20 protein-coding genes are annotated in these 20,005 nt (G+C 63.7%); 14 read left to right on the top strand and 6 right to left on the bottom strand.

Annotated features, from left to right (window positions below):
• The first annotated feature begins 68 nt into the window (after positions 1-68).
• From AC0L3A_RS27730 to AC0L3A_RS27705, 6 genes are all read left to right on the top strand, one after another.
• Positions 69-323, top strand: coding sequence for an AbrB/MazE/SpoVT family DNA-binding domain-containing protein (locus tag AC0L3A_RS27730; protein ID WP_007599523.1), 255 nt, complete (start codon positions 69-71; stop codon positions 321-323).
• Positions 320-724 (top strand): type II toxin-antitoxin system VapC family toxin, encoded by a 405-nt coding sequence (locus AC0L3A_RS27725; RefSeq protein ID WP_007599522.1) that lies wholly within the window; start codon positions 320-322, stop codon positions 722-724. The genes AC0L3A_RS27730 and AC0L3A_RS27725 overlap by 4 nt, the downstream gene beginning before the upstream one ends.
• A 58-nt stretch (positions 725-782) precedes the next feature.
• A complete protein-coding gene (locus AC0L3A_RS27720; RefSeq protein WP_007599521.1) occupies positions 783-1,598 on the top strand; it encodes an MBL fold metallo-hydrolase in 816 nt (271 codons plus the stop codon).
• Positions 1,599-1,668: 70 nt separating this feature from the next.
• Entirely contained in the window at positions 1,669-2,613 is a 945-nt protein-coding gene (locus tag AC0L3A_RS27715; RefSeq protein WP_007599520.1) for an EamA family transporter, read from the top strand.
• A gap of 76 nt (positions 2,614-2,689) precedes the next feature.
• On the top strand, positions 2,690-3,211 hold the full coding sequence (locus AC0L3A_RS27710; RefSeq protein WP_007599519.1) for a hypothetical protein: 522 nt from the start codon (positions 2,690-2,692) through the stop codon (positions 3,209-3,211).
• Between the two features lie 117 nt (positions 3,212-3,328).
• A complete protein-coding gene (locus tag AC0L3A_RS27705) occupies positions 3,329-4,378 on the top strand; it encodes an amidohydrolase family protein (protein ID WP_354200505.1) in 1,050 nt (349 codons plus the stop codon).
• Between the two features lie 98 nt (positions 4,379-4,476).
• Here the strand turns inward: AC0L3A_RS27705 and AC0L3A_RS27700 are convergent, their stop codons facing one another.
• Positions 4,477-4,932, bottom strand: a complete 456-nt coding sequence (locus AC0L3A_RS27700; protein WP_219681121.1) for a cupin domain-containing protein — start codon at positions 4,930-4,932, stop codon at positions 4,477-4,479.
• A gap of 235 nt (positions 4,933-5,167) precedes the next feature.
• On the opposite strand from AC0L3A_RS27700, the gene AC0L3A_RS27695 reads away from it, so the two are divergent.
• Positions 5,168-5,722, top strand: coding sequence for a hypothetical protein (locus AC0L3A_RS27695; RefSeq protein WP_473255480.1), 555 nt, complete (start codon positions 5,168-5,170; stop codon positions 5,720-5,722).
• Here AC0L3A_RS27695 and AC0L3A_RS27690 read toward each other — a convergent pair whose 3' ends face one another.
• Positions 5,723-6,979 carry an aminopeptidase gene (locus AC0L3A_RS27690; protein WP_063994582.1) on the bottom strand — a complete coding sequence of 419 codons (1,257 nt, stop codon included), beginning with the start codon at positions 6,977-6,979 and terminating at the stop codon, positions 5,723-5,725.
• A gap of 113 nt (positions 6,980-7,092) precedes the next feature.
• Entirely contained in the window at positions 7,093-8,454 is a 1,362-nt protein-coding gene (gene pcaB / locus AC0L3A_RS27685) for a 3-carboxy-cis,cis-muconate cycloisomerase (RefSeq protein WP_007599510.1), read from the bottom strand.
• 428 nt (positions 8,455-8,882) lie between these two features.
• Between pcaB and AC0L3A_RS27680 the strand changes: the two genes are divergently transcribed.
• Positions 8,883-10,442: a winged helix-turn-helix domain-containing tetratricopeptide repeat protein gene (locus tag AC0L3A_RS27680; protein WP_473255479.1), complete on the top strand. Its 1,560-nt coding sequence runs from the start codon at positions 8,883-8,885 to the stop codon at positions 10,440-10,442.
• A gap of 48 nt (positions 10,443-10,490) precedes the next feature.
• On the opposite strand, the gene AC0L3A_RS27675 is transcribed toward AC0L3A_RS27680, so the two are convergent.
• Together AC0L3A_RS27675 and mddA are read right to left on the bottom strand one after the other, a co-directional pair.
• On the bottom strand, positions 10,491-10,913 hold the full coding sequence (locus tag AC0L3A_RS27675) for a GFA family protein (RefSeq protein WP_473255478.1): 423 nt from the start codon (positions 10,911-10,913) through the stop codon (positions 10,491-10,493).
• A 229-nt stretch (positions 10,914-11,142) separates the two neighbouring features.
• Positions 11,143-11,928 (bottom strand): methanethiol S-methyltransferase, encoded by a 786-nt coding sequence (mddA, locus tag AC0L3A_RS27670; protein WP_007599504.1) that lies wholly within the window; start codon positions 11,926-11,928, stop codon positions 11,143-11,145.
• A 134-nt stretch (positions 11,929-12,062) separates the two neighbouring features.
• Between mddA and AC0L3A_RS27665 the strand changes: the two genes are divergently transcribed.
• Positions 12,063-13,613 (top strand): winged helix-turn-helix domain-containing tetratricopeptide repeat protein, encoded by a 1,551-nt coding sequence (locus tag AC0L3A_RS27665; protein ID WP_007599503.1) that lies wholly within the window; start codon positions 12,063-12,065, stop codon positions 13,611-13,613.
• Between the two features lie 7 nt (positions 13,614-13,620).
• On the opposite strand, the gene irr is transcribed toward AC0L3A_RS27665, so the two are convergent.
• Positions 13,621-14,103, bottom strand: a complete 483-nt coding sequence (gene irr, locus AC0L3A_RS27660) for a Fur family transcriptional regulator Irr (protein ID WP_007599502.1) — start codon at positions 14,101-14,103, stop codon at positions 13,621-13,623.
• Positions 14,104-14,280: 177 nt separating this feature from the next.
• On the opposite strand from irr, the gene AC0L3A_RS27655 reads away from it, so the two are divergent.
• The 5 genes from AC0L3A_RS27655 (at position 14,281) to AC0L3A_RS27635 (ending at position 19,994) form a co-directional block, all read left to right on the top strand.
• Positions 14,281-14,592, top strand: a complete 312-nt coding sequence (locus tag AC0L3A_RS27655) for a hypothetical protein (RefSeq protein ID WP_007599501.1) — start codon at positions 14,281-14,283, stop codon at positions 14,590-14,592.
• Positions 14,593-14,810: 218 nt separating this feature from the next.
• The gene (locus AC0L3A_RS27650) at positions 14,811-16,361 is read left to right on the top strand and encodes an ABC transporter substrate-binding protein (RefSeq protein ID WP_007599500.1); all 1,551 of its coding nucleotides are present in this window, start codon (positions 14,811-14,813) and stop codon (positions 16,359-16,361) included.
• A 203-nt stretch (positions 16,362-16,564) separates the two neighbouring features.
• Entirely contained in the window at positions 16,565-17,536 is a 972-nt protein-coding gene (locus tag AC0L3A_RS27645; RefSeq protein ID WP_473255477.1) for an ABC transporter permease, read from the top strand.
• Positions 17,533-18,372 (top strand): ABC transporter permease, encoded by an 840-nt coding sequence (locus AC0L3A_RS27640; RefSeq protein ID WP_018458168.1) that lies wholly within the window; start codon positions 17,533-17,535, stop codon positions 18,370-18,372. The genes AC0L3A_RS27645 and AC0L3A_RS27640 overlap by 4 nt, the downstream gene beginning before the upstream one ends.
• 2 nt (positions 18,373-18,374) lie before the next feature.
• A complete protein-coding gene (locus AC0L3A_RS27635; protein ID WP_473255476.1) occupies positions 18,375-19,994 on the top strand; it encodes an ABC transporter ATP-binding protein in 1,620 nt (539 codons plus the stop codon).
• Positions 19,995-20,005 lie beyond the last annotated feature (11 nt).

The raw sequence follows: 20,005 nt of genomic DNA, 5'->3' as shown, positions 1-20,005 counted from the left end.
AGGCTGCCTGCCTTGAAAGTAAGGATAAAATGCCTTACCTATCGAGGACTCAGTATTGAGGGATCCCCATGAGCACGCTCACGGTCACGGCAAAGGGGCAGGTTACGCTACGGAAAGACCTCCTGGAGCACCTCGGTGTACATCCGGGCGACAAGATTTCGATAGAAAAGCTTCCTGGCGGGCGAGTTGAGGTGAGAGCAGTTCGGCCCACCGGAGAGATTTCGGATGCCTTCGGCTTTTTGAAGGGAAAGACGAACGGTCGATCGCTCTCGATCGAGGAGATGAATGCGGTCATTGCTGACGGCTGGGCCAGCAAGCGATGAAGATAACACCCGACACCAACGTCCTGGTACGGGTGCTGGTCGAAGATGATGCCGAACAGAGCAAGGTGGCCGAAGCCCTTCTCGAGAACGCGGACCTCATAGCCATCTCGATCCCCGCATTATGTGAGTTGGCTTGGGTCCTCTCACGAGGCTACAAAACCTCTGCTGGAAATATCGCGGCTTCGATCCGGCACTTGATCAATGCATCCAATGTCGTCGTCAACCGGCCCATAGCTGAGGCTGGATTAGCGCTCCTCGAGGCCGGGGGTGACTTTACCGATGGCGTCATCGCCCACGAAGGCAACTGGCTTGGGGCCGATACTTTCGTGTCGTTCGACAAAGCGGCCGTGAAACTGATCAAAGCAAGCGGTGGAATGGCGCGGCTCGCCGGCACCACATGACGCGAGGATAATTCGTAGATACACTCACAGATCGTCGATAAGCGCCGGACGGTTCCTGATGTCTCGATTGTTGCTGACGGTCTGTGCGCTTCTCGGTTGGCTGGTAACATCTGCCTTCGCGCAGCAATCACCTCAGCGCAGCGAATGCCTGGCGATGGCAAATGCGGCACCCCGCGTGACGCCGGTCGCGTTCCGGCAGGCCGCAGCCTCCGCTGAAGTCCAGATTACCTATGCAGGCCATTCCACCTATTTCATCGACACGCCCGGCGGCTTGCGCATCGCGACCGACTATAGCGGGGCCTACCAAGTGGGCCGGCTGCCCGATGTCGTCACCATGAACCGGGCCCACAGCACGCACTATTCTTTATATCCCGACAAGCGCATTCCTCATGTGCTGCATGGCTGGGGCGAGGACGGCAAGCCGGCCATCGTGTCGGAGCGCATCGGCGACACCTTCATCCGCAACGTCACCACCGACATCCGTCGCTATTTCGGCGACGATTCCGGCGCCGACATGATCCGCGACGGCAATTCGATCTTCATCTTCGAGGTCGCGGGCCTCTGCATCGGCCATCTCGGCCATCTTCACCACAAGCTCGACGACAGCCATTTTGCCCAGATCGGGCGGCTCGACATCGTCATGGTGCCGATCGACGGCACCTACACCATGTCGCTCGACGGCGTCTCCGAGATCACCAAGCGGCTGCGCGCCTCGGTCGTGCTGCCGATGCACCGCTTCGCCACCCCGCTCGACGATTTCATGCAACGTATCGGCCAGCAGTTCGAGATCGACCGGCGCATGGAACGAAGTTTCCGGATGTCTCGGGATGCGTTGCCGTCGAAGCCGACGGTGATCATCCTCGACGGGGTGTGACGCGCCGAGCCGGAACGCATGAGCCTCCTCCGACTTGGTTGCTTCGAAATCAGTTACGATCGGAGCAGTCATGAGCAGAAGGTTGCTGGTCATAGGCTCATTTGCGGCCATTTACCTGCTGTGGGGTTCCACCTACTTCGCCATCACTTTGGGCCTGAAATCGATTCCGCCATTTCTGCTGATGGCGCTGCGTTCGCTCTGTGGCGGCATCTTGTTGCTGGCCATGAGTGCCGGTGAGGTCGCGAACCTATCCGCGCAGGCGTGGATAAGGGCGAGCCTGTGCGGGCTCCTGTTCTTTGTCGGTTGCCATGGCGTACTCGCCTTCGCGCAGCAATCGGTTCCTTCGGGCGTGGCGGCCATCGTGCTGGCCACGATCCCGTTCTGGATCCTGCTGATCGATGTCTTGTTCCCCGGCGATCAGCGACCGAAGCCCTTCGCCCTGCTCGCTCTCGTGCCGGGCTTCTTCGGCGTCGGACTCGTGGCGTGGCAAAACGTCGAGCAGGCCGGCATCAGTATCCTTCCCGTCGTCTGGCTGCTGGCTGCGGCCTTGTCATGGTCGGCCGGGACTATCTTGTCCCGGAGCATGTCGAGCCAGGCATCCGCTATCCTGCTTTCGGGCATCCAGCTTTCGATAGGCGGTACCGTGTTGTTCGCGATCAGTTGGCTGACAGGCGAGATCGGAAACTTCAGGCCGAGCGAGGTTTCGCTGACTTCGCTTGCAGCGGCGCTTTGGCTGATCATCGCTGGCAGCGTGATCGGATTCGTTGCCTACAACTGGCTTCTGGAAAACGTCTCGACCTCGTTGGTGTCGACCTACACTTTCGTCAACCCGGTGATCGCTGTACTGCTCGGCACCCTCGTGCTGAGCGAGCCATTTTCGCGCCTGATGTTGCTTGGTGCGGGTCTCGTGATTGTCTCCGTCATCGTCATTTGGCTCGCGGAACGCGCGACGAGCCGACGAACGAACGACAGGCCCAATCCTGGCATAGGGCATCTGTCGCCCAACAAGACTTGACGGCGGGCGCCGCGCAATTTTCTCCAAGTCGGCTGCCGTCCGGTCGTGCTGATCTCCTCGCAAACAGGAGATGGACATGACCGACTTTGCGAGATTATTGCACGCGGACGGACCGAACCCCGAGCACGCGGCGGCGCTCCAGCTTTATGGCCGCTTCGTCGGCGATTGGGACGCCGAGATCACCGCCCATGGACCCGATGGAACGAAACACACCGCGCCCGGCGAAATCCATTTCGGCTGGGTGCTGGAGGGCCGCGCCGTGCAAGACGTCTGGATCATTCCGCGCCCGGCTGGCAGCCCGGCCTTGCCGATCGCCGGCAATTGGTACGGCACGACGCTGCGGGTCTACGATCCGACCATCGATGCCTGGCGGATCTCCTGGTTCGATCCCGGCCGCGGCATATTCCGCCAGCAGATCGGCCGTCCACGCGATGCCGACATCGTTCAGGAAGGCACGACCGAAGCCGGCGACCTGACGCGCTGGAGTTTTACGGAAATCACCGAGGATTTCTTCCATTGGCTCGGCGAGGTCAAGCCGGCCACCGCAACCGATTGGCGGCTTTTGGTCGATGTGAGGGCGAAGCGGCGCAAGGATTGACGACGGCGCCGCTGTGCCCGCGATGACGGGTGCGGTTGCGAAACGCGCGCTGCTGCACGCGAGAACGAGGTGTTAGGCTCCCAGAACAAGAAGCATACATCAAGGGAGCGAACGCCGATGGCCGCAAGCGGTTTGCCCGCCAACACGAGCGGGCTATTCGTCGAGCCGCGCGAGGACTGGCTCGCGCTGCATCACGAGGAGATCATCGATCCCTTACGGCCGATCGTCGATCCCCATCACCATCTCTGGAATCGCGGGCACCGCTATTTGATCGAGGAGATGGCGGCGGATATCGCCTCCGGCCACAACATCACCGCCACCGTCTATGTCGATTGCCGCTCGATGTATCGTGCGCACGGGCCCGAAGCATTCCGGCCGGTCGGCGAGGTCGAGTTCGCCAATGGCGTCGCCGCGATGAGCGCCAGCGGCGGCTATGGCAAGGCGGCGATCTGCGCCGGCATCGTCAGCCACGTCAACCTGCTGCTCGGCGATGCCGCACAACCGGTGTTGGAGGCCGAGATCGCGGCGGGCAACGGTCGCTTCCGCGGCATCCGGCATTCCTCGGCCTGGGACGCAGATCCCGCAGTCGCCGGCATGTATGCGAGCCGGCCGCAGGGATTGTTGCAGGACCCGACCTTCCGGAAGGGCTTTGCCTGTCTCGCGCCGCTGAACCTGAGCTTCGACGCCTGGCTGTTCCATCCGCAAATCGGCGAGCTGACCGAGCTCGCCCGCGCATTTCCCGACACCAGGATCGTGCTCGACCATTGCGGCGGCCCGGCCGGAATCGGCCGCTTTGCCGGGCGACGCGAGGAGGTGTTTGCGCAATGGCGCGCCTCGATCCGGGAGATCGCGAAATGCGAGAACGTCGTGGTGAAGCTCGGCGGGCTCGCGATGTGCCTGCTCGGCTACGACTTCCATTTGCGCGAGAGGCCGCCGTTATCCGAGGAGCTTGCCGCGGCGTGGCGGCCTTACATTGAAACCTGCATCGAGGCGTTTGGACCCACGCGCGCGATGTTCGAGAGCAATTTCCCGCCGGACAAGGGCCAGTGCAGCTATCAGGTAATCTTCAACGCCTTCAAGCGTATCGCGGCGCCCTTGAGCGAGACCGAGAAGACGGCGTTGTTCTCGCAGACCGCGAGTGATTTCTACCGGCTCGATCTGCCTTAAAGTGATTGGCGCCATGACGAGAACAGGGGCCGGGATGTTGATCCCGGCCCCCTGTTCCGTCGTGACCGCTGGGAAGCGTCCTTGAAACTGATTGAACTCTAACCGGCGCCCATCAGCGAGGCAGGACGGCGCTCGCCGGTGGAGACGAAGATCTTCTTGAGCTTGTTGAGGACGCGGATCAGGAAGCCGATCATCACGGGATTGGTCTTGCGGCAGAAGGCGATCTTCTTGACGTGGCCCTCGACATGCCATTTGGCATGCGCGCCGTTGCGGAAGAAAATGACGTCGCCCGGGCCGTAGCGCTTCGGCGGCATGCCGTCGCTTTCGAGCACGATCGACCCTTCCATGATCATGATCGTCTCATCGATGTCGTAATACCAGTTGAAGCGGCCTCCGGTGCAGGCCCAGATGATGGTCGAAGCGGTGCCGTCGGCGCTGGTGGACAGGATGTGCGAGCGCGACACCGGATTGCCTTCGATGATCCAGGACGGTTCGATCGGCCGCAGCTCGAGATCTACATTGCAACTACTGATTTCAATCAATGCGCGCGACATCTGTTCCCCCAGGGGATAAAATATGATCCGCCGGGTCTCGGCCCGGATTGTTCAAAGATGGCGGGAACGCTAGTAGCCGGTTTTTAATTCTTTCTTACGCAGGGTCCGACAATCAGCCGCAAGTTGCAGACGCGAAACGGTTAACGTCCCAATTTCCCTGCAATTTCGTACACATGAACCCTTCTTTTCCGGGGTGCGACAAAGTGCGCGAAGCTATCTGAAAGGAGCCATGCCGATGCCCCTCACCCCGGAGGTTCTCGCAACTCAAGGCGAGGTCGTGGCCTGGCTCGGCAGCCTCGATGTCTCCTTCGCAACCGACGAGGAGCCCTGGTTCACCGTCGATGGCATCGAAAGCCCCCGGCAGATCGGCAGTGACGGCTCCGGCGGCGCGTTCGTTCTGCTGCCGTCCCAGAATGTGCTCTACGTCTCGTCGGAAGGCCGCGCGGGAATCATCGCGGAGAGTTTCGAGGCTTTCGTCAAGCTCGTCGTGGCGCACCCCTATTGGCTCGACATCCTCAAATTTTCCGCCGGCGGTGATCTCCATGAGATGCGGCGGGCGGCGGATGCGCTGGAGGCCACACTCGACGACGAGGACGACGTCAACGAGGCCCGCGAGCAAATTCGCGGGGGTCTCGACCTGCCCGAGGCGAATGATCCGGTCGGTGCGCTCTACGACGCGGTGGCGGCCTCCGACGCCATCGTGCGGGCCACCGACGGCAGCCCGTTCACGACGCTGTTCAACCGCTTCAGCATCGACAACAGCCCGATGCTACGCAACGCGGCGGCGTAGTTACTTCGCCCATTCGCCCTTGCGAAACACCGGCACTTTGCTGCCGTCAGCCAGAATGCCGTCGATGTCGGTCTCGGCCGAGCCGATCATCCAGTCGATATGGATCAGGCTCTGGTTGCCGCCTTGCGCCGCGATCTGCTGCGGCGTGAGCTGGGCGCCGTTGACGAAGCACTTCGAATAGCACTGGCCGAGCGCGATGTGCGAGGCCGCGTTCTCGTCGAACAGCGTATTATAGAACAACAACCCGCTCTGCGAGATCGGCGAGGAATGCGGCACCAGGGCCACTTCGCCGAGACGCCGCGCGCCCTCGTCGGTGTCGAGCACCTTGTTCAGTACCTCCTCGCCGCGCGAAGCCTTGGCGTCGACGATCCGGCCGTCCTCGAAGCGCACCGCGATGTTGTCGATCAGCGTGCCCTGGTAGGATAGCGGCTTCGAGCTCACGACATGGCCGTAGACGCGCCGGCAATGCGGCGTGGTGAAGACCTCTTCGGTCGGGATATTGGCGTTGCAGCTGATGCCGTTCTTGGAGAGCGAGGCGCCGCCCTCCCATTCATGGCCGTCGGCGAGCCCGATGGTGAGGTCGGTGCCCGGTCCCGAATACTGGAGCGCGCGGAAACGCTGGCCGTTGAGCCAGTTGGTGCGCTCCCGCAGCACCGCATTGTGGCTCGCCCAATTGGCCGGCGCATCGTCGCGATCGACGCGGGACGCTGCGAAGATCGCGTCCGCGAGCTTGCCGATCGCGACCTCTTCAGGATCGTTCGGAAAGACTTGCTTCGCCCAGGACGGGCTCGGGTAGGCAATGATGTTCCAGTTGGTGTCGAAATTGACGATCTTTTCCAGCGCCGGCTGATAGGCCATGGAATTGGCCTTGCTGGCGCGCGCGACCTTGGAAGCATCTTCGCCCGAGAGCAGCATCGGATTGTCGCCGACGATGGCGAGACGCGCGGTGTTGTTCGAGAACGCCTTGGCCATGCCCTCGTAGAGCCAGTTGGCGGCGCGATCGAAGCTGTCGTCGTGGCCGTGGCGATAGCGCGCCAGCGTCATCTCTTCGTCGGAGAGAATGGGCGTCACGATGCCGGCGCCGGCCTTGTAGGCATGCACCGCGATCCGCCGCACCAGCGGCAACGCGATCGCAGGTGCCGTCAAGAGCAGATCCTGGCCCGGCCGCAAGCCCAGGCCCACCTTCACCGCCACCTCGGCCAGCCGGTCGAGCTTCACGGGATCGATGGGAGTGGAGGTGATGCGTTGATCAGTCATGCCGGATCCTCTGCCGAACGTCTCTCGTCCAATCTAAGTCTAGCATCGCGAGACACAAGTGCGCGAGTGCCTTGCGACCCCCCAAAGATACGCAGTTTCGCGCATTTTGGTTTTCAACGCGTTGCCGATTTCAGCACCCGGTCGACCATGGCGGGAGCAAGGCCGAGGTAATTTTTCGGTGATGTCAGCGCCTCGATCGTGGCACGGTCGATTCTGACAGAGACGCGGGAATCGGACGAGAGCGCGTCCGCCAGCGTAAGACCTTTCTCATTGGCGAGCCGGCAGGCGTCATAGACCACGTCATGGGCCTCCTGCCGCCCGATCTGCGGCGCGAGCCCCATCATGACGGCTTCGGCCACGATCAGACCGCGGCTGACGGCGAGATTCTCGTTCATCTTGCTTTCATCCACGATGAGGCCGGCGAGCGCGAACTTCGCCTGGTGCAAGGCGCCGGCGGTCAGCACGAAGCTCTCGGGGATCGCCATCCATTCGGCGTGCCAGGGCCCGGTGGCGCGCTCGAAATCCTGCACCATGGCATCCAGCATGAGGCCGGCGTGCTGGCGCACCGCCTTCGACGCCGCGAGCATCAGTTCCGAGGAGATCGGGTTGCGCTTCTGAGGCATAGTCGAGGAAGCACCGCGTCCCTTGACGAAGGGCTCGTAGACCTCGGCGAATTCGGTCGAGGCCATGATCATGATGTCGAGCGCGATCTTGCCGAGCGAGCCGGTGACGAGCGCCAGGAAGTTGACGGCCTCGGCAAAACCGTCGCGTGCGACGTGCCAGGTCGAAGCGGGGACGCCAAGCCTCAGTTCGGCGCAGAGCGCTTCCTGCACCTCGAACCCCTTGTCGCCGAGCGAGGCCAGCGTGCCGGCGGCGCCGGCGAACTGGCCGACCAGGACGCGCGGCTTCAATTCACTGAGGCGCTCGGCGTGGCGGTCGAACATCGCGAGCCAGATCGCGGTCTTGTAGCCGAAGGTGACCGGCAGCGCCTGCTGGAGATGGGTGCGGCCCGCCATCGGCGTGTCGCGGTGGCGCTTCGAGAGGTCGGCAAGGATTGTGCGCAGCGCGGCGATGTCCTGCTCGACGAGCTCGAGCCCGGCGCGCAATTGCAGCACCACGGCGGTGTCCATGATGTCCTGCGTGGTCGCGCCCCAATGCACATAGCGGCCGGCATCGCCGCATTGCTTCACCATCTGATGCACGAGCGGCAGGATCGGATAGCCGACGACATCGGTCTCCTGCCGCAACAGGTCGAAATCGAGCGCGGCCACATCGGTCCGCGCCGCGATCTGGTCGGCGGCATCGTGCGGAATCACCCCGCACTTCGCTTCCGCTTTCGCCAGTGCCACCTCGACCTCGGCATAGCGCGCGACCGTCGCGATATCGGAAAACACCTCCCGCATCTGCGGCGTGCCGAAGGCATCGCGGAACAGCACGGAATCGAGCACGGTGGTCGAGGCATGAAAAGCGGGCATGGGCGTTTCTTCGTGGTTGGTGTTTTGTGTGGGCGGCAGCTTACGCACGCGGAACTGTTCGGCAATGGACATTCACCGTTCGTCACACATTCGATGCCGTCGCGAAGGCCAGGACAACATGGGAAGCTGCCGCACGCCATTGCCTCAACACCGACATTGCGAGGAGCCCTTGCGACGAAGCACTCCACGCTGTCTGCGCGGCGACAGGCTGGATTGCTTCGCTACGCTCGCAATGACGTGAGGAAATCGCGACAATCCGGCCGAACCGGCCACGTTCTAACCAAGGCTGCATTCCTCCCCGTAAACTGCATGCCTGCCATCACGCGATCGTGGTGAACCGGGCAGGCCCCTCGGTGGACTCACAGACATCAGCCGAAATCCGTCTTGATTTCATCGTTGCCCGATGTCGTGAGGTCTGAGTTTTCGACGTGCAGTTTCTGTTCCGGGATCACCTGCTCGATACCGACTTGCGCGAGCTGAGCCGCGAGCAAGTTCCCGTTGCCGTGGAGCCGCAGGTCTTCGATCTCGTCGTCCACCTCATGGAGAACCGCGACCGGGTGGTCAGCAAGGACGAGCTGATCGACAAGATCTGGCATGGGCGCAGCGTGTCCGAATCCACCCTGACCAGCCGGATCAATGCGGCACGCAAAGCGGTCGGAGACACCGGCGCCAACCAGGCGCTGATTCGCACCATCTCACGCAAGGGTTTTCGTTTCGTCGGCGACGTCGAAACCAAGCGTGGGGCGACCGCGCCGGACTCCGATTTCGGAGCGAAGCTACTGCAGGCCCCGCTGGCGCTGCCGGACCGGCCGGCGATCGCGGTGCTGCCCTTTACCAATATGAGTGGCGACCTCGAGCAGGATTATTTCTCGGACGGGATCAGCGAGGACATCATCACCGCGCTGTCGAAGCTGCGCTGGTTCTTCGTCATCGCGCGCAACTCCTCCTTCGTCTACAAGGGCCGTGCCGTGCACATGCACGAGGTCGCGCGCGAGCTCGGCGTGCGCTACGTGCTCGAAGGCAGCGTGCGGCGGAGCGGCGATCGCGTGCGCATCTCCGCGCAGCTCAACGACGTCTCGACCGGCAGCCATCTCTGGGCCGAACGCTACGACCGCGAGCTTGCCGACATCTTCGCCGTGCAGGACGAGATCACCGAGGCGATCGTCGCCGCGATCGAGCCGCAGCTCTATACCGCCGAGAGTTTTCGCGCCCAGCAGAAGCCGCCGGGAAGCCTGGATGCCTGGGACCTCGTGATGCGCGCATTGTCGCATTACTGGCGCATCACCCGCGAGGACAATGCCGCCGCGCAAGGATTGCTCGAAAAGGCCGTCGCGCTCGATCCCGCCTATGGCAAGGCGCTCGGCCTGTTCGCGACCAGCCACATCTTCGGCGCGCATATGGGCTGGTCCGACATGGCCGCGACCGTGCCGGTCGCCGAGCACGCCGCGCTCGCGGCGGTGGAGGCCGATCGTGAGGATGCCTGGGCCCATCACGGCCTGGCATACACTTATTTATTCCGCCGCCGCTTCGACGACGCACTGGCGGAATTCGAGCTGGCGCTGAACCTCAATCCGAACTTTGCGATGGCGCACGCCTTCTACGGCGTGACGCTGTGCTACGCCGGACGATGGCAGAACGGCGATGTCGCCGCGCGCCGCGCGCTGCGGCTGAGCCCGCGCGACCCGCTCGCGGCGATCTATTGCGGCGTCGCGGCCTATGCCCGGTTCATCGGCCGCGATTACGAAGGCGCCGCACAGATGGCGCGCGAGTCGATGCGGCAGCGCGCCGATTTCGTCGGCGCGCATCGCGTGCTGACGGCCGCCACCGGAATGTCGGGAGATCCCGCGCGCGCGGCTTCCGCCCTGGAAGGCTTGCGCCGCGCCCAACCGGGCATCTCGCTCGCCTGGATCACGCGCGAGCTACCGATGCTGCGGGACGAGGATCGCGAGCATTACCTCGAGGGATTGCGGCGCGCGGGGATGACATAGCGAATCTCTCCTCTCCCCGCTTGCGGGGAGAGGAGAGAAGAAAGCGCATCACTCCTGCATCATCTCGCCGCTGCCGCCGAATTCGGCCGGGAAATCCTTGAGCTTGGGCAGGCCGTCGCGCATTGGCAGCACCGTCTCGGCGTAATTGACGTGGACGCCGGGCGCGAAGGCGAGGGTGGGAATGGTGGCGGTGAAGACGTCGATCAGGCCGAGCGGCGGATGGTTGGTCATGAGATGGCCGCCGCACTTCTTGCAATATTTGCGCTGGCTGAGCGGCGTCTTCGCAAAGGTCTCGACATTCTCTGCACCTTCTGTGATGCGCACGGCTTCGCGCTTCCACAGGCTGAAGGCGTTCACCGGACCGCCCGACCACGAGCGGCACGAGCTGCAATGGCAATAGCCCATCGCCTCCGGCGCGCCTGTGACCTCGATCGTGACCGCGCCACAGAAGCAGTTTCCAACATGTTTCATTAGGTCGTCTCCGTTGATGATTGTTCAGATTCCTCTCCCCGCTGCTGTTTGCCGATAAGTCGGCAAAAAGGAATGCGGGGGTCGCGACGAGCTTCGCTCGCACTAATAGCGTCGGGGTGAGGGGGATTCACCCCGAGAAACGTGGAAGGCCGGGTCGGCAAGCTCCGTTACGCGCCTCGGCGCCGCCGCGCGTCCTCCTTTCGGCGGACGCGGCCGAACGACGCGCAAGCTATACTGACTTGCGCCAGGGAATAAGCATCGACACCCGTTGTTTGTAGTGCCGGTACTCGTCGCCGAAGAGATCGATGAGGTCGTGCTCCTCCAGCGCGATGCCGACGAAGATGTAGGCCGTCGTCACGGCGGCGAACAGCAGATGGCCCGCGGTCATGACCGGCGCCGCCCAGAACGCGATGATGAAGCCGAGATAGATCGGATGACGGACGAACTTGTAGAGCAGCGGCGTCTTGAAGCGCGGCGGCGACGCCTCCTTGCCGACGAGATGATTGGTCACCTGATGCAATCCGAACAACTCGAAGTGATTGATGATGAAGGTCGAGGTAAACACCAGGACCCAGCCCACCAGCGACAGCGTGACGATCGTCACAGCAAGATCCGGGTTCGCGACGTCCCATATGACCGTGGGCAGCGGACGCCACTGCCAGAACAGGAGAAGCAATGACAGGCTGGCAAACAGCACATAGGTGCTGCGCTCGACCGGCTTGGGGACGTACTGCGTCCACCAGGCCTTGAATTGCCGGCGCGCCATGACGCTGTGCTGGATCGCAAACAGGGCCATCACGAGCAGATTGATGATGACGGCCTCGGCCACGGGCGTATCGGTCCCGGTATCGATGGTCTTCGGCACCACGAGCCCCATGACGAAGCCGATGGCGTAGAGAATGGTGACGAAAAACACGAGATACGCCGCAATTCCGTACAGAAAGGCGATGAACTTGAAAATGCGTGAGCCCGCAACCGGGCCGATAGGATCAACCTGATGATCAATTTGGGTCATAAACAGCTCCGTTGTGCCAAAACGCCGGCACTTCATTGGTCGCTGCACCATGCCGCACCGGAGGTCCCAAGACTTTCGCGGACGGTTGATTTTCGCCTGAGACGACTTTGATTTTTGCTTGAGACGACAGAAACGTGCGATTTCGCTTTGAAAACAACGTGCTCGACGGCGACCTGCGGGAACTCACCTGCAGCGGCGCCGCCGTGCCGTTGCAGCCGCAGGTGTTCGATCTCCTGCTTTATCTGGTGGCGCAGCGCACCCGTGTGGTCAGCAAGGATGACCTGATCAGCCAGATTTGGAGCGATCGGATCATCTCTGATTCCGCCCTGAACAGCCGGATCAACGCCGCGCGCAAGGCGCTCGGCGACGACGGTGCGACCCAGCGGCTGATCAAGACCATTCCGCGCAAGGGCTTTCGTTTCGTCGGCGAAGTCCGGGAAGAAATGGCATCCGCGCCCGCCCCCACGCAACCCGTCGCTGCTTTGCCGCGCGCCCTGGCGGACCGGCCGGCGGTCGCGGTGCTCGCTTTCGAGAACATGAGCGGCGATCCCGCACAGGACTATTTCGGCGACGGCATCAGCGAGGACATCCTCACCGCGCTGTCGAAGCAGCGCTGGTTCATGGTGATCGCCCGCAACTCGTCCTTTACCTACAAGGGACGCGCGGTTCACATCCGGCAGATCGCCGAGGAACTCGGCGTCCGCTACATCGTCGAAGGCAGCGTGCGCAAGTCGGACAACCGGGTGCGCATCACCGCGCAGCTCAACGACGCCACGACGGGCAGCCATCTCTGGGCCGAGCGCTACGACCGCGAGTTGGTCGACGTGTTCGCCGTGCAGGACGAAATCACCAACGCGATCGCCGCGGCGATCGAGCCGCAGATTCATGCGGCGGAAAGTTTTCGCGCCCATCGCAAGCCCCCCGCGAGCCTGGATGCCTGGGATCTCCTGATGCGGGCGCTGTCGCATTACTGGCGGGTGACGCGGCGGGATCACGAGACCGCGCGGGCGCTGCTCGAGCGCGCGGTCGGGATCGACCCGAACTACGGCCAGGCGCTGTCGGTGCTCGCGGCGAATCACATGTTCGGCGTGCATCTCGGCTGGGCCGAGCTCGCCGTGGTGGCGCCGGTGGCGGAAGCCGCCGCGCTCGCCGCGGTGCGCTGCGACCACGAGGATGCCTGGGCGCACGCCGCGCTTGGCAGCGTCTACTTCTCGACGCGACGGCTTGCGGACGCGCTGTCCGAGTTCGAGCAGGCGCTCGCGCTCAATCCGAACTTCTCGCTGGCGCAGGGCTATTACGCACTGGCGCTGTCCTATGCCGGGCGGCCGAAGGATTCGTTCGAGGCAGCGCAGAGGGCCATGCGGCTCTCGCCGCGCGATCCATCCCTGGCGATCTATCACGGCATCGCCGGCTATGCCCGCTTCACCGAGCGGCGCTATGGCGAGGCCATCACGCTCGCGCGGGAGGCGATCCGCCACCGCGGCGACCTTACCGGCGCCTACCGCGTGCTGGCGGTTTCTGCTGGCATGACCGGCGACGGCGTGCTTGCGGAGATGGCGCTGGGCGAGCTCCGCCGCACCCAGCCCAACATCTCGCTGCGCTGGATCGCGACGCAATTGCCATGGGCGAACGACGCCGACCGCGAACACTATCTGGAAGGGTTCCGGCGGGCGGGCTTGCGCTAGACGATCGTCATGCCGGGTCTACGTCACGCTTCCGGCGCAGATGGACGACGACGTCGAGCCGCGCGATCTCGTGGCCCGGAAGCGCCTCGGGCATCCTGGTGAAGGTCAGGCCGTCGGTGACGTCGACCAGCACATCCTCGCCTTCGAGGTAGAAATGCGGATGCACGGACGTATCGGTGTCGAAGAACGACTTGATGCCGTCGGCGGCGATCCGCCGCAACAGGCCGGCTTCGGTGAACTGGTTCAGCGTGTTGTAGACGGTCGCAAGCGACAGCCGCAGATTGGCGGCGGTGGCTTCTTCATAAAGCCCCTCCGCTGTCACATGACGATGAGGGCAGAGGAACAGCATTTGGCCGAGCGCCAGGCGGTGGCGCGTCAGCCTGAGGCCAGCATCGCCGAGCAATTGCGCGCAACGTGCCGACGCCTCGTCTGCGAAAGAGATGGCGCTATCGTCTGAATCCGCTTCGGATGGGGTGGAATGGACGTTCATCGCCGATGGACTCGCGGTTGACCGGGCACGCGGGGCTTCACCCGTCCTGCCATCAGATCGCAGAAGCGGCAGCCCGGCTTTGATCCGAATCAAATCCGGAACGAGCCCGCCTCTGACCTATCGCAAGGCGGCCGAGTTTATTCCCGGCCAGAATGGCCTGACATCAATGAGGCTCACATGTCCAAGCCGGTTCCCGACAAGGCAGAGATCGCGCTCGAATATCCCGACAAGTTCTATGTCGGCACCTTCGGGCATTCATCGCGGTTCGAGGCACGTCTCGACGGAAGCGGCGTTGCGCTGGTGCTGCAGCATCCGGGCACGGCGGACGAGCGCAAATCGGTGCACCTGCACCTCAATTTCGGCCTGCTCGCCGGAATCCTGCGCGAACTCGCGGGCAGTGTCGCGGCCATCCCCAAGGACGACATCGCGCACCGGGAGCAACTCGCGGACGCGCTTGCCGAGTTGCAACGGGTGCTGCGGCCCTCCTGAAGCAGGGCGGCGCGGCGGCGTCGGCTTGGCCGTCAAATGCCATAACCGGACGCGCTGTACATTTTTTGGGCGAACACTGTCGAGACTTTCATCTTGCGGCGCCGAATGAGACTGTGTGAGCCTCGATCCCGGATGGGGACTGGGATGGGCCTGCCGTAGCTTTGCGCGCCATGACGTGCGAAGCGTTTGCGGCTGGTCTCGCTTGAGAAAGATTCGACATGTCAAAACGAGTGTTGCTTGGTGTCCTCCTGGCTTGCGGCCTCGCGGCCCCGGCGCTGGCGCAAGAGCCGAAAGCGGGTGGAGCGATCAATGCCGTGATTCAGCCCGAGCCGCCCGGCCTGATGCTGGCGATGGTCCAGAACGGCCCGGTGCAGATGGTGTCGGGCAACATTTTCGAAGGCCTGCTGCGCTACAGCCCCAAGCTCGAACCGCAGCCGGAGCTCGCCGAGAGCTGGAGCGTCAGCGAGGACGCCAAAACCTACATATTCAAGCTCAGGAAGGGCGTGACCTGGCACGACGGCAAGCCCTTCACCGCCGCCGACGTGCTGTTCTCAATCGAGATGCTGAAGCAGACCCACGCGCGTGCCCGCAACAATCTGGCGCAGGTCGACAAGGTCGAGGCGCCCGACGACTACACGGTGGTGTTCACGCTGAAGCAGCCGTTCGGTCCGTTCCTCGGCATCTTCGAGGTCGGCTCGATGCCGATGGTACCGAAGCATCTCTACGAAGGCACCGACTGGAAGACCAATCCCTACAACAACGCCCCTGTCGGCACCGGCCCCTTCATGTTCAAGGAATGGCAGAAGGGCTCTTTCATCCGCCTGGTCAAGAACCCGAACTATTACGAGAAGGGCAAGCCCTATCTCGACGAGATCTACTGGCAAATCATTCCCGATGCCGCGGCGCGCTCGGTGGCGTATGAGACCGGCAAGGTCGACGTGCTGCCCGGCGGCTCGGTCGAGAATTTCGACGTGCCGCGGCTGTCCAAGCTGAAGGACACCTGCGTCACCGGCGCCGGCTGGGAGTTCTTCTCGCCGCTGGCCTGGCTGTGGCTCAACAATCGCCAGGGTCCGCTCGCCGACAAGCGGGTGCGGCAGGCGGTCATGTTTGCGATCGACCGCGACTTCGCCAAGGACGTGATCTGGAACGGGCTCGGCAAGGTCGCGACCGGCCCGTCGGCCTCGACCATCAAATACTACACCGACGACGTGCCGAAATACCCTTACGATCCCGCCAAGGCCAAGGCGCTGCTGAAGGAAGCCGGCTACAAGGGCGAGAAGATCCGCCTTCTGCCGCTCGCCTATGGCGAGACCTGGCAGCGCTGGGGTGAAGCCGTGAAGCAGAACCTCCAGGACGTCGGCATGAACATCGAGACCATCGCCACCGACGTTGCCGGCGGCAACCAGAAGATCGGCGACTGGGACTACGACATCGCTTTCACCTATCTCTACCAGTACGGTGATCCCGCACTCGGCGTCGGCCGCAACTACGTCTCCAGCGCCATCGCCAAGGGCCAGGTGTTCAACAACGTCGAGGGTTACTCCAACCCGGAGATCGACAAGCTGTTCGCCGACGGCGCGGTTGCTACGCCGGACTCCAAGCGCAAGGAGATCTACGAGAAGGCGCAGAAGATCCTGGTCGAGGACGTGCCGGTGGCCTGGATGCTCGAGCTGCAATTCCCGACCATCATGCGTTGCAAGGTCAAGAACCTGATCACCACCGGGATCGGGGTCAATGACGGCTTCAAGGACGCATGGCTCGACAAGTGAGGGCGTGCCTTCCTTCACCTCTCCCCGCTTGCGGGGAGAGGTCGACGCGCGCGCAGAGCGCGGCGGGTGAGGGGGTACAGATCCATCGGCATTCTCGCCCGTGGAGAGAGGCCCCTCGCCCCAACCCTCTCCCCGCAAGAGCGGGGCGAGGGAGCACAATGCCCCCGTGGCTTCAGGTCACGCAACAAGACATGACCCTCTAGATGCTCTCCTTCGTTGCTCAGCGTGTCGTGAAGGGCGTGATCGTCCTGCTTGCGATCGTCGTCCTCAATTTCTTCCTGATCCGGCTTGCGCCCGGCGATCCCGCCGTCGTGATGGCGGGCGAGGCCGGGGCGAGCGACCAGATCTTCGTCCAGCAGCTCAGGGAGAAGTTCGGCCTGGACAAGCCGCTGCCCGAGCAGCTCTTCATCTACGTCAAGGGCATTGCTACCCTCGACCTCGGCTTCTCCTTCCGCCAGCAGGCACCAGTCGCGAAGCTGATCGGCGAGCGGCTGCCGGCGACATTGCTGCTGACGCTGACGGCGTTTGGGATCTCGCTCGTGCTCGGCGTTCTCTTCGGCACCTTCGCCGCGCGCTTTGCCGGAACCTTTCTCGACACCGCGATCACCGTCTTTGCGCTGATCTTTTACGCCATGCCGATCTTCTGGGTGGCGCTGATGGGCATCCTGCTGTTCTCGGTCACCATGGATTGGCTGCCGAGCTTCGGCTACGAGACGGTCGGCGCCAACCTCACTGGCTTCGCTCATGCCGTCGACGTCGCGAAGCACCTGATCATGCCGGCGATGACGCTGGGCCTGTTCTTCATGGCGACCTACACCCGCATGACGCGCGCCTCGATGCTGGAGGTGAAGCGGCTCGACTTCGTCAAGACCGCGCGCGCCAAAGGCCTGTCCGACGCCGTGATCCAGCGCCGCCACGTCCTGCGCAACGCGCTGCTGCCCGTCGTGACGCTCGCCGGCGTCCACTCCGGCACCCTGATCGGCGGCGCCGTCATCACCGAGACCGTGTTCGCCTGGCCCGGCATCGGACGCCTGATGTACGACGCCCTGCTGCAGCGCGACTACAATCTGCTGCTCGGCGTCTTCGTGATCTGCTCCGCCATGGTCCTGATCTTCAACCTCATCACCGACCTGGTCTATCGCCTGGTCGACCCGCGCATCGAATTCACCACATGAAACAGTTCTGGAAATCGATGCTGAGGAGCCCGAGCGGCGTCATCGGGCTCATCATCCTGCTGCTTGCGATCTCGGTCGCCTTGTTCGGTCCGATGCTGTTCCCGAACTCGCCCTGGCGCATGGTGCAGCGGCCGTTCCTGCCGCCGTTCACGCTCGCGACCGTGCCGCTCGGCACCGATGCACTCGGCCGCGACGTGTTCGCGGGCATGATCTTTGGCGCACGCGTCTCGCTGCTCGTCGGCATGGTCTCCACCCTGGTGGCGCTCGTCGTCGGCGTTCCCATTGGCGCCATGGCCGGTTATTTCGGCGGCAGGGTCGACGACGCCCTGATGCGCTTCACGGAGTTCTTCCAGACCATTCCGAGCTTTGCGCTCGCGATCGTGCTCGTCGCGATCCTGCAGCCCTCGATCTATTCGATCGTCGCCTCGATCGCGCTGGTGAGCTGGCCGCCGGTCGCGCGGCTCGTCCGCGGCGAGGTGCTGTCGTTGCGCACGCGGGAGTACGTCCAGGCCGCCGTGGTCACGGGCCAGAGCAACACCTGGATCATCCTGCGCGAAATCCTGCCGAATACGCTGTCGCCGGTGATCGTGCTGGCCTCGCTGATGGTGGCGACCGCGATCCTGCTGGAATCCTCGCTGGCGTTCCTCGGCCTCGGCGATCCCAACCTGATCTCCTGGGGCTACATGGTCGGTGCCGGCCGCACCGTGATCCGCCAGGCGTGGTGGATCACCGTGTTTCCCGGCGTCGCCATCCTGATCTCGGTGCTCGGCCTCAATTTGATCGGCGAAGGCCTCAACGACGCGCTCAATCCGCGGCTGTCGCGGGAGGGCCGCTGATCATGACCGCTCCGCCCGCCGTCTCCATCAAGAACTTGCGGATCGCGTTGCCCAAGGGCGCCGAGCGTCCGTTCGCGGTCGACGGCGTCTCGCTCGATCTGCGGCCCGGCAAGATCGTCTGCGTCGTCGGCGAATCCGGCTCCGGCAAATCGATGTGCGCGCATGCGCTGATGGGACTGTTGCCTGACACGGTCACCGTCACCTCCGGCGAGATCCAGTTCGAAGGCCGCGACCTGCTCAAACTCGACGACGACGGCTGGCGAGATCTGCGCGGCCGCCGGCTCGCGATGATCTTCCAGGAGCCGATGACCGCGCTCAATCCGTTGATGCGGATCGGCGATCAGATGGCGGAGATGTTCGAGGCGCACGGGCTGCTCACGCCGAGGGAGCGGCGCGCCAAGGCGCTGTCGCTGGCGCGCGAGGTCGGCCTCCCCGACCCCGAGCGCATCGTGCGCGCCTATCCGCACCAGCTCTCCGGCGGCCAGCGCCAACGCGCCATGATCGCGATGGCGCTCGCGCTCGAACCGGCGGTGCTGGTTGCGGACGAGCCGACCACCGCGCTCGACGTCACCACGCAAGCGCAGATCCTGAAACTGATCCGCAACCTCCAGCGCAATCGCAACATGGCGGTGATGTTCATCACCCATGATTTCGGCGTGGTCGCCGACATCGCCGACCAGGTCATCGTGTTGCGCCACGGCAAGGTGGTCGAGGAAGGCCCCGCCTCGGCCGTCTTCAACGCGCCGCAGCACGACTACACCAAGGCGCTGCTCGCCGCCGTGCCCACGATGGACCCGCCCGCCCGCAACCCTCTCGTCGACCAGGCCAAAGCGGTCGAGGTGATCGGACTGGACAAGACCTACGTCACCTCGGGCGGCTGGTTTCGCGAGGACCGTCGCGTCGATGCCGCACGCGAAGTCAATTTCACGATTCTCAAGGGCGAGACGCTCGGCCTGGTCGGCGAATCCGGTTCCGGCAAATCGTCGGTGGCCCGTCTTGTGATGCGGCTGGTCGAAGCCGATCGCGGCACCGTGCGGATCGGCGAGACCGATCTCACAAAGCTCGCGGGCAAGGCGCTGCGCGCCGAGCGCCACCGCATCCAGATGATCTTTCAGGATCTGTTCGCCTCGCTCAATCCGCGGCGCAAGGTCGGCCACATCATCGCCGACGGCCCGATTGCGGCCGGCACCGATCCGAAGGTGGCGTTCGACCGCGCCCGCGATCTCCTCAAGATGGTCGGCCTCGATGCCGGCGCACTCGAACGCTATCCGCACGAATTCTCCGGCGGCCAACGCCAGCGCATCGGCATCGCGCGCGCGCTCGCGCTCGAACCCGAAATCATCGTCGCCGACGAAGCCGTCTCCGCGCTCGACGTGTCGGTGCAGGCGCAAGTGCTGAGACTGCTTGAAGACCTCAAGGCGCGTCTTGGCCTGTCGATGCTGTTCATCACCCACGATCTGCGCGTCGCTGCTCAAATCTGCGATCGCATTGCGGTGATGCAGCGCGGCGCCATTGTCGAACTGAAGCCGACCGCGCAGCTGTTCGCCGCGCCCGAACATGCCTATACGCGCGAGCTGCTCGCGGCAGTGCCGGGGCGCAAGGATCGCCCGCCGGCGGCGTAAGTCAGCCGATC

The organism is Bradyrhizobium sp. MI1.3 (assembly GCF_055811695.1).
Note: the sequence above shows the minus strand (reverse complement) of the source record. Positions and strands in the feature narration are given on the sequence as shown.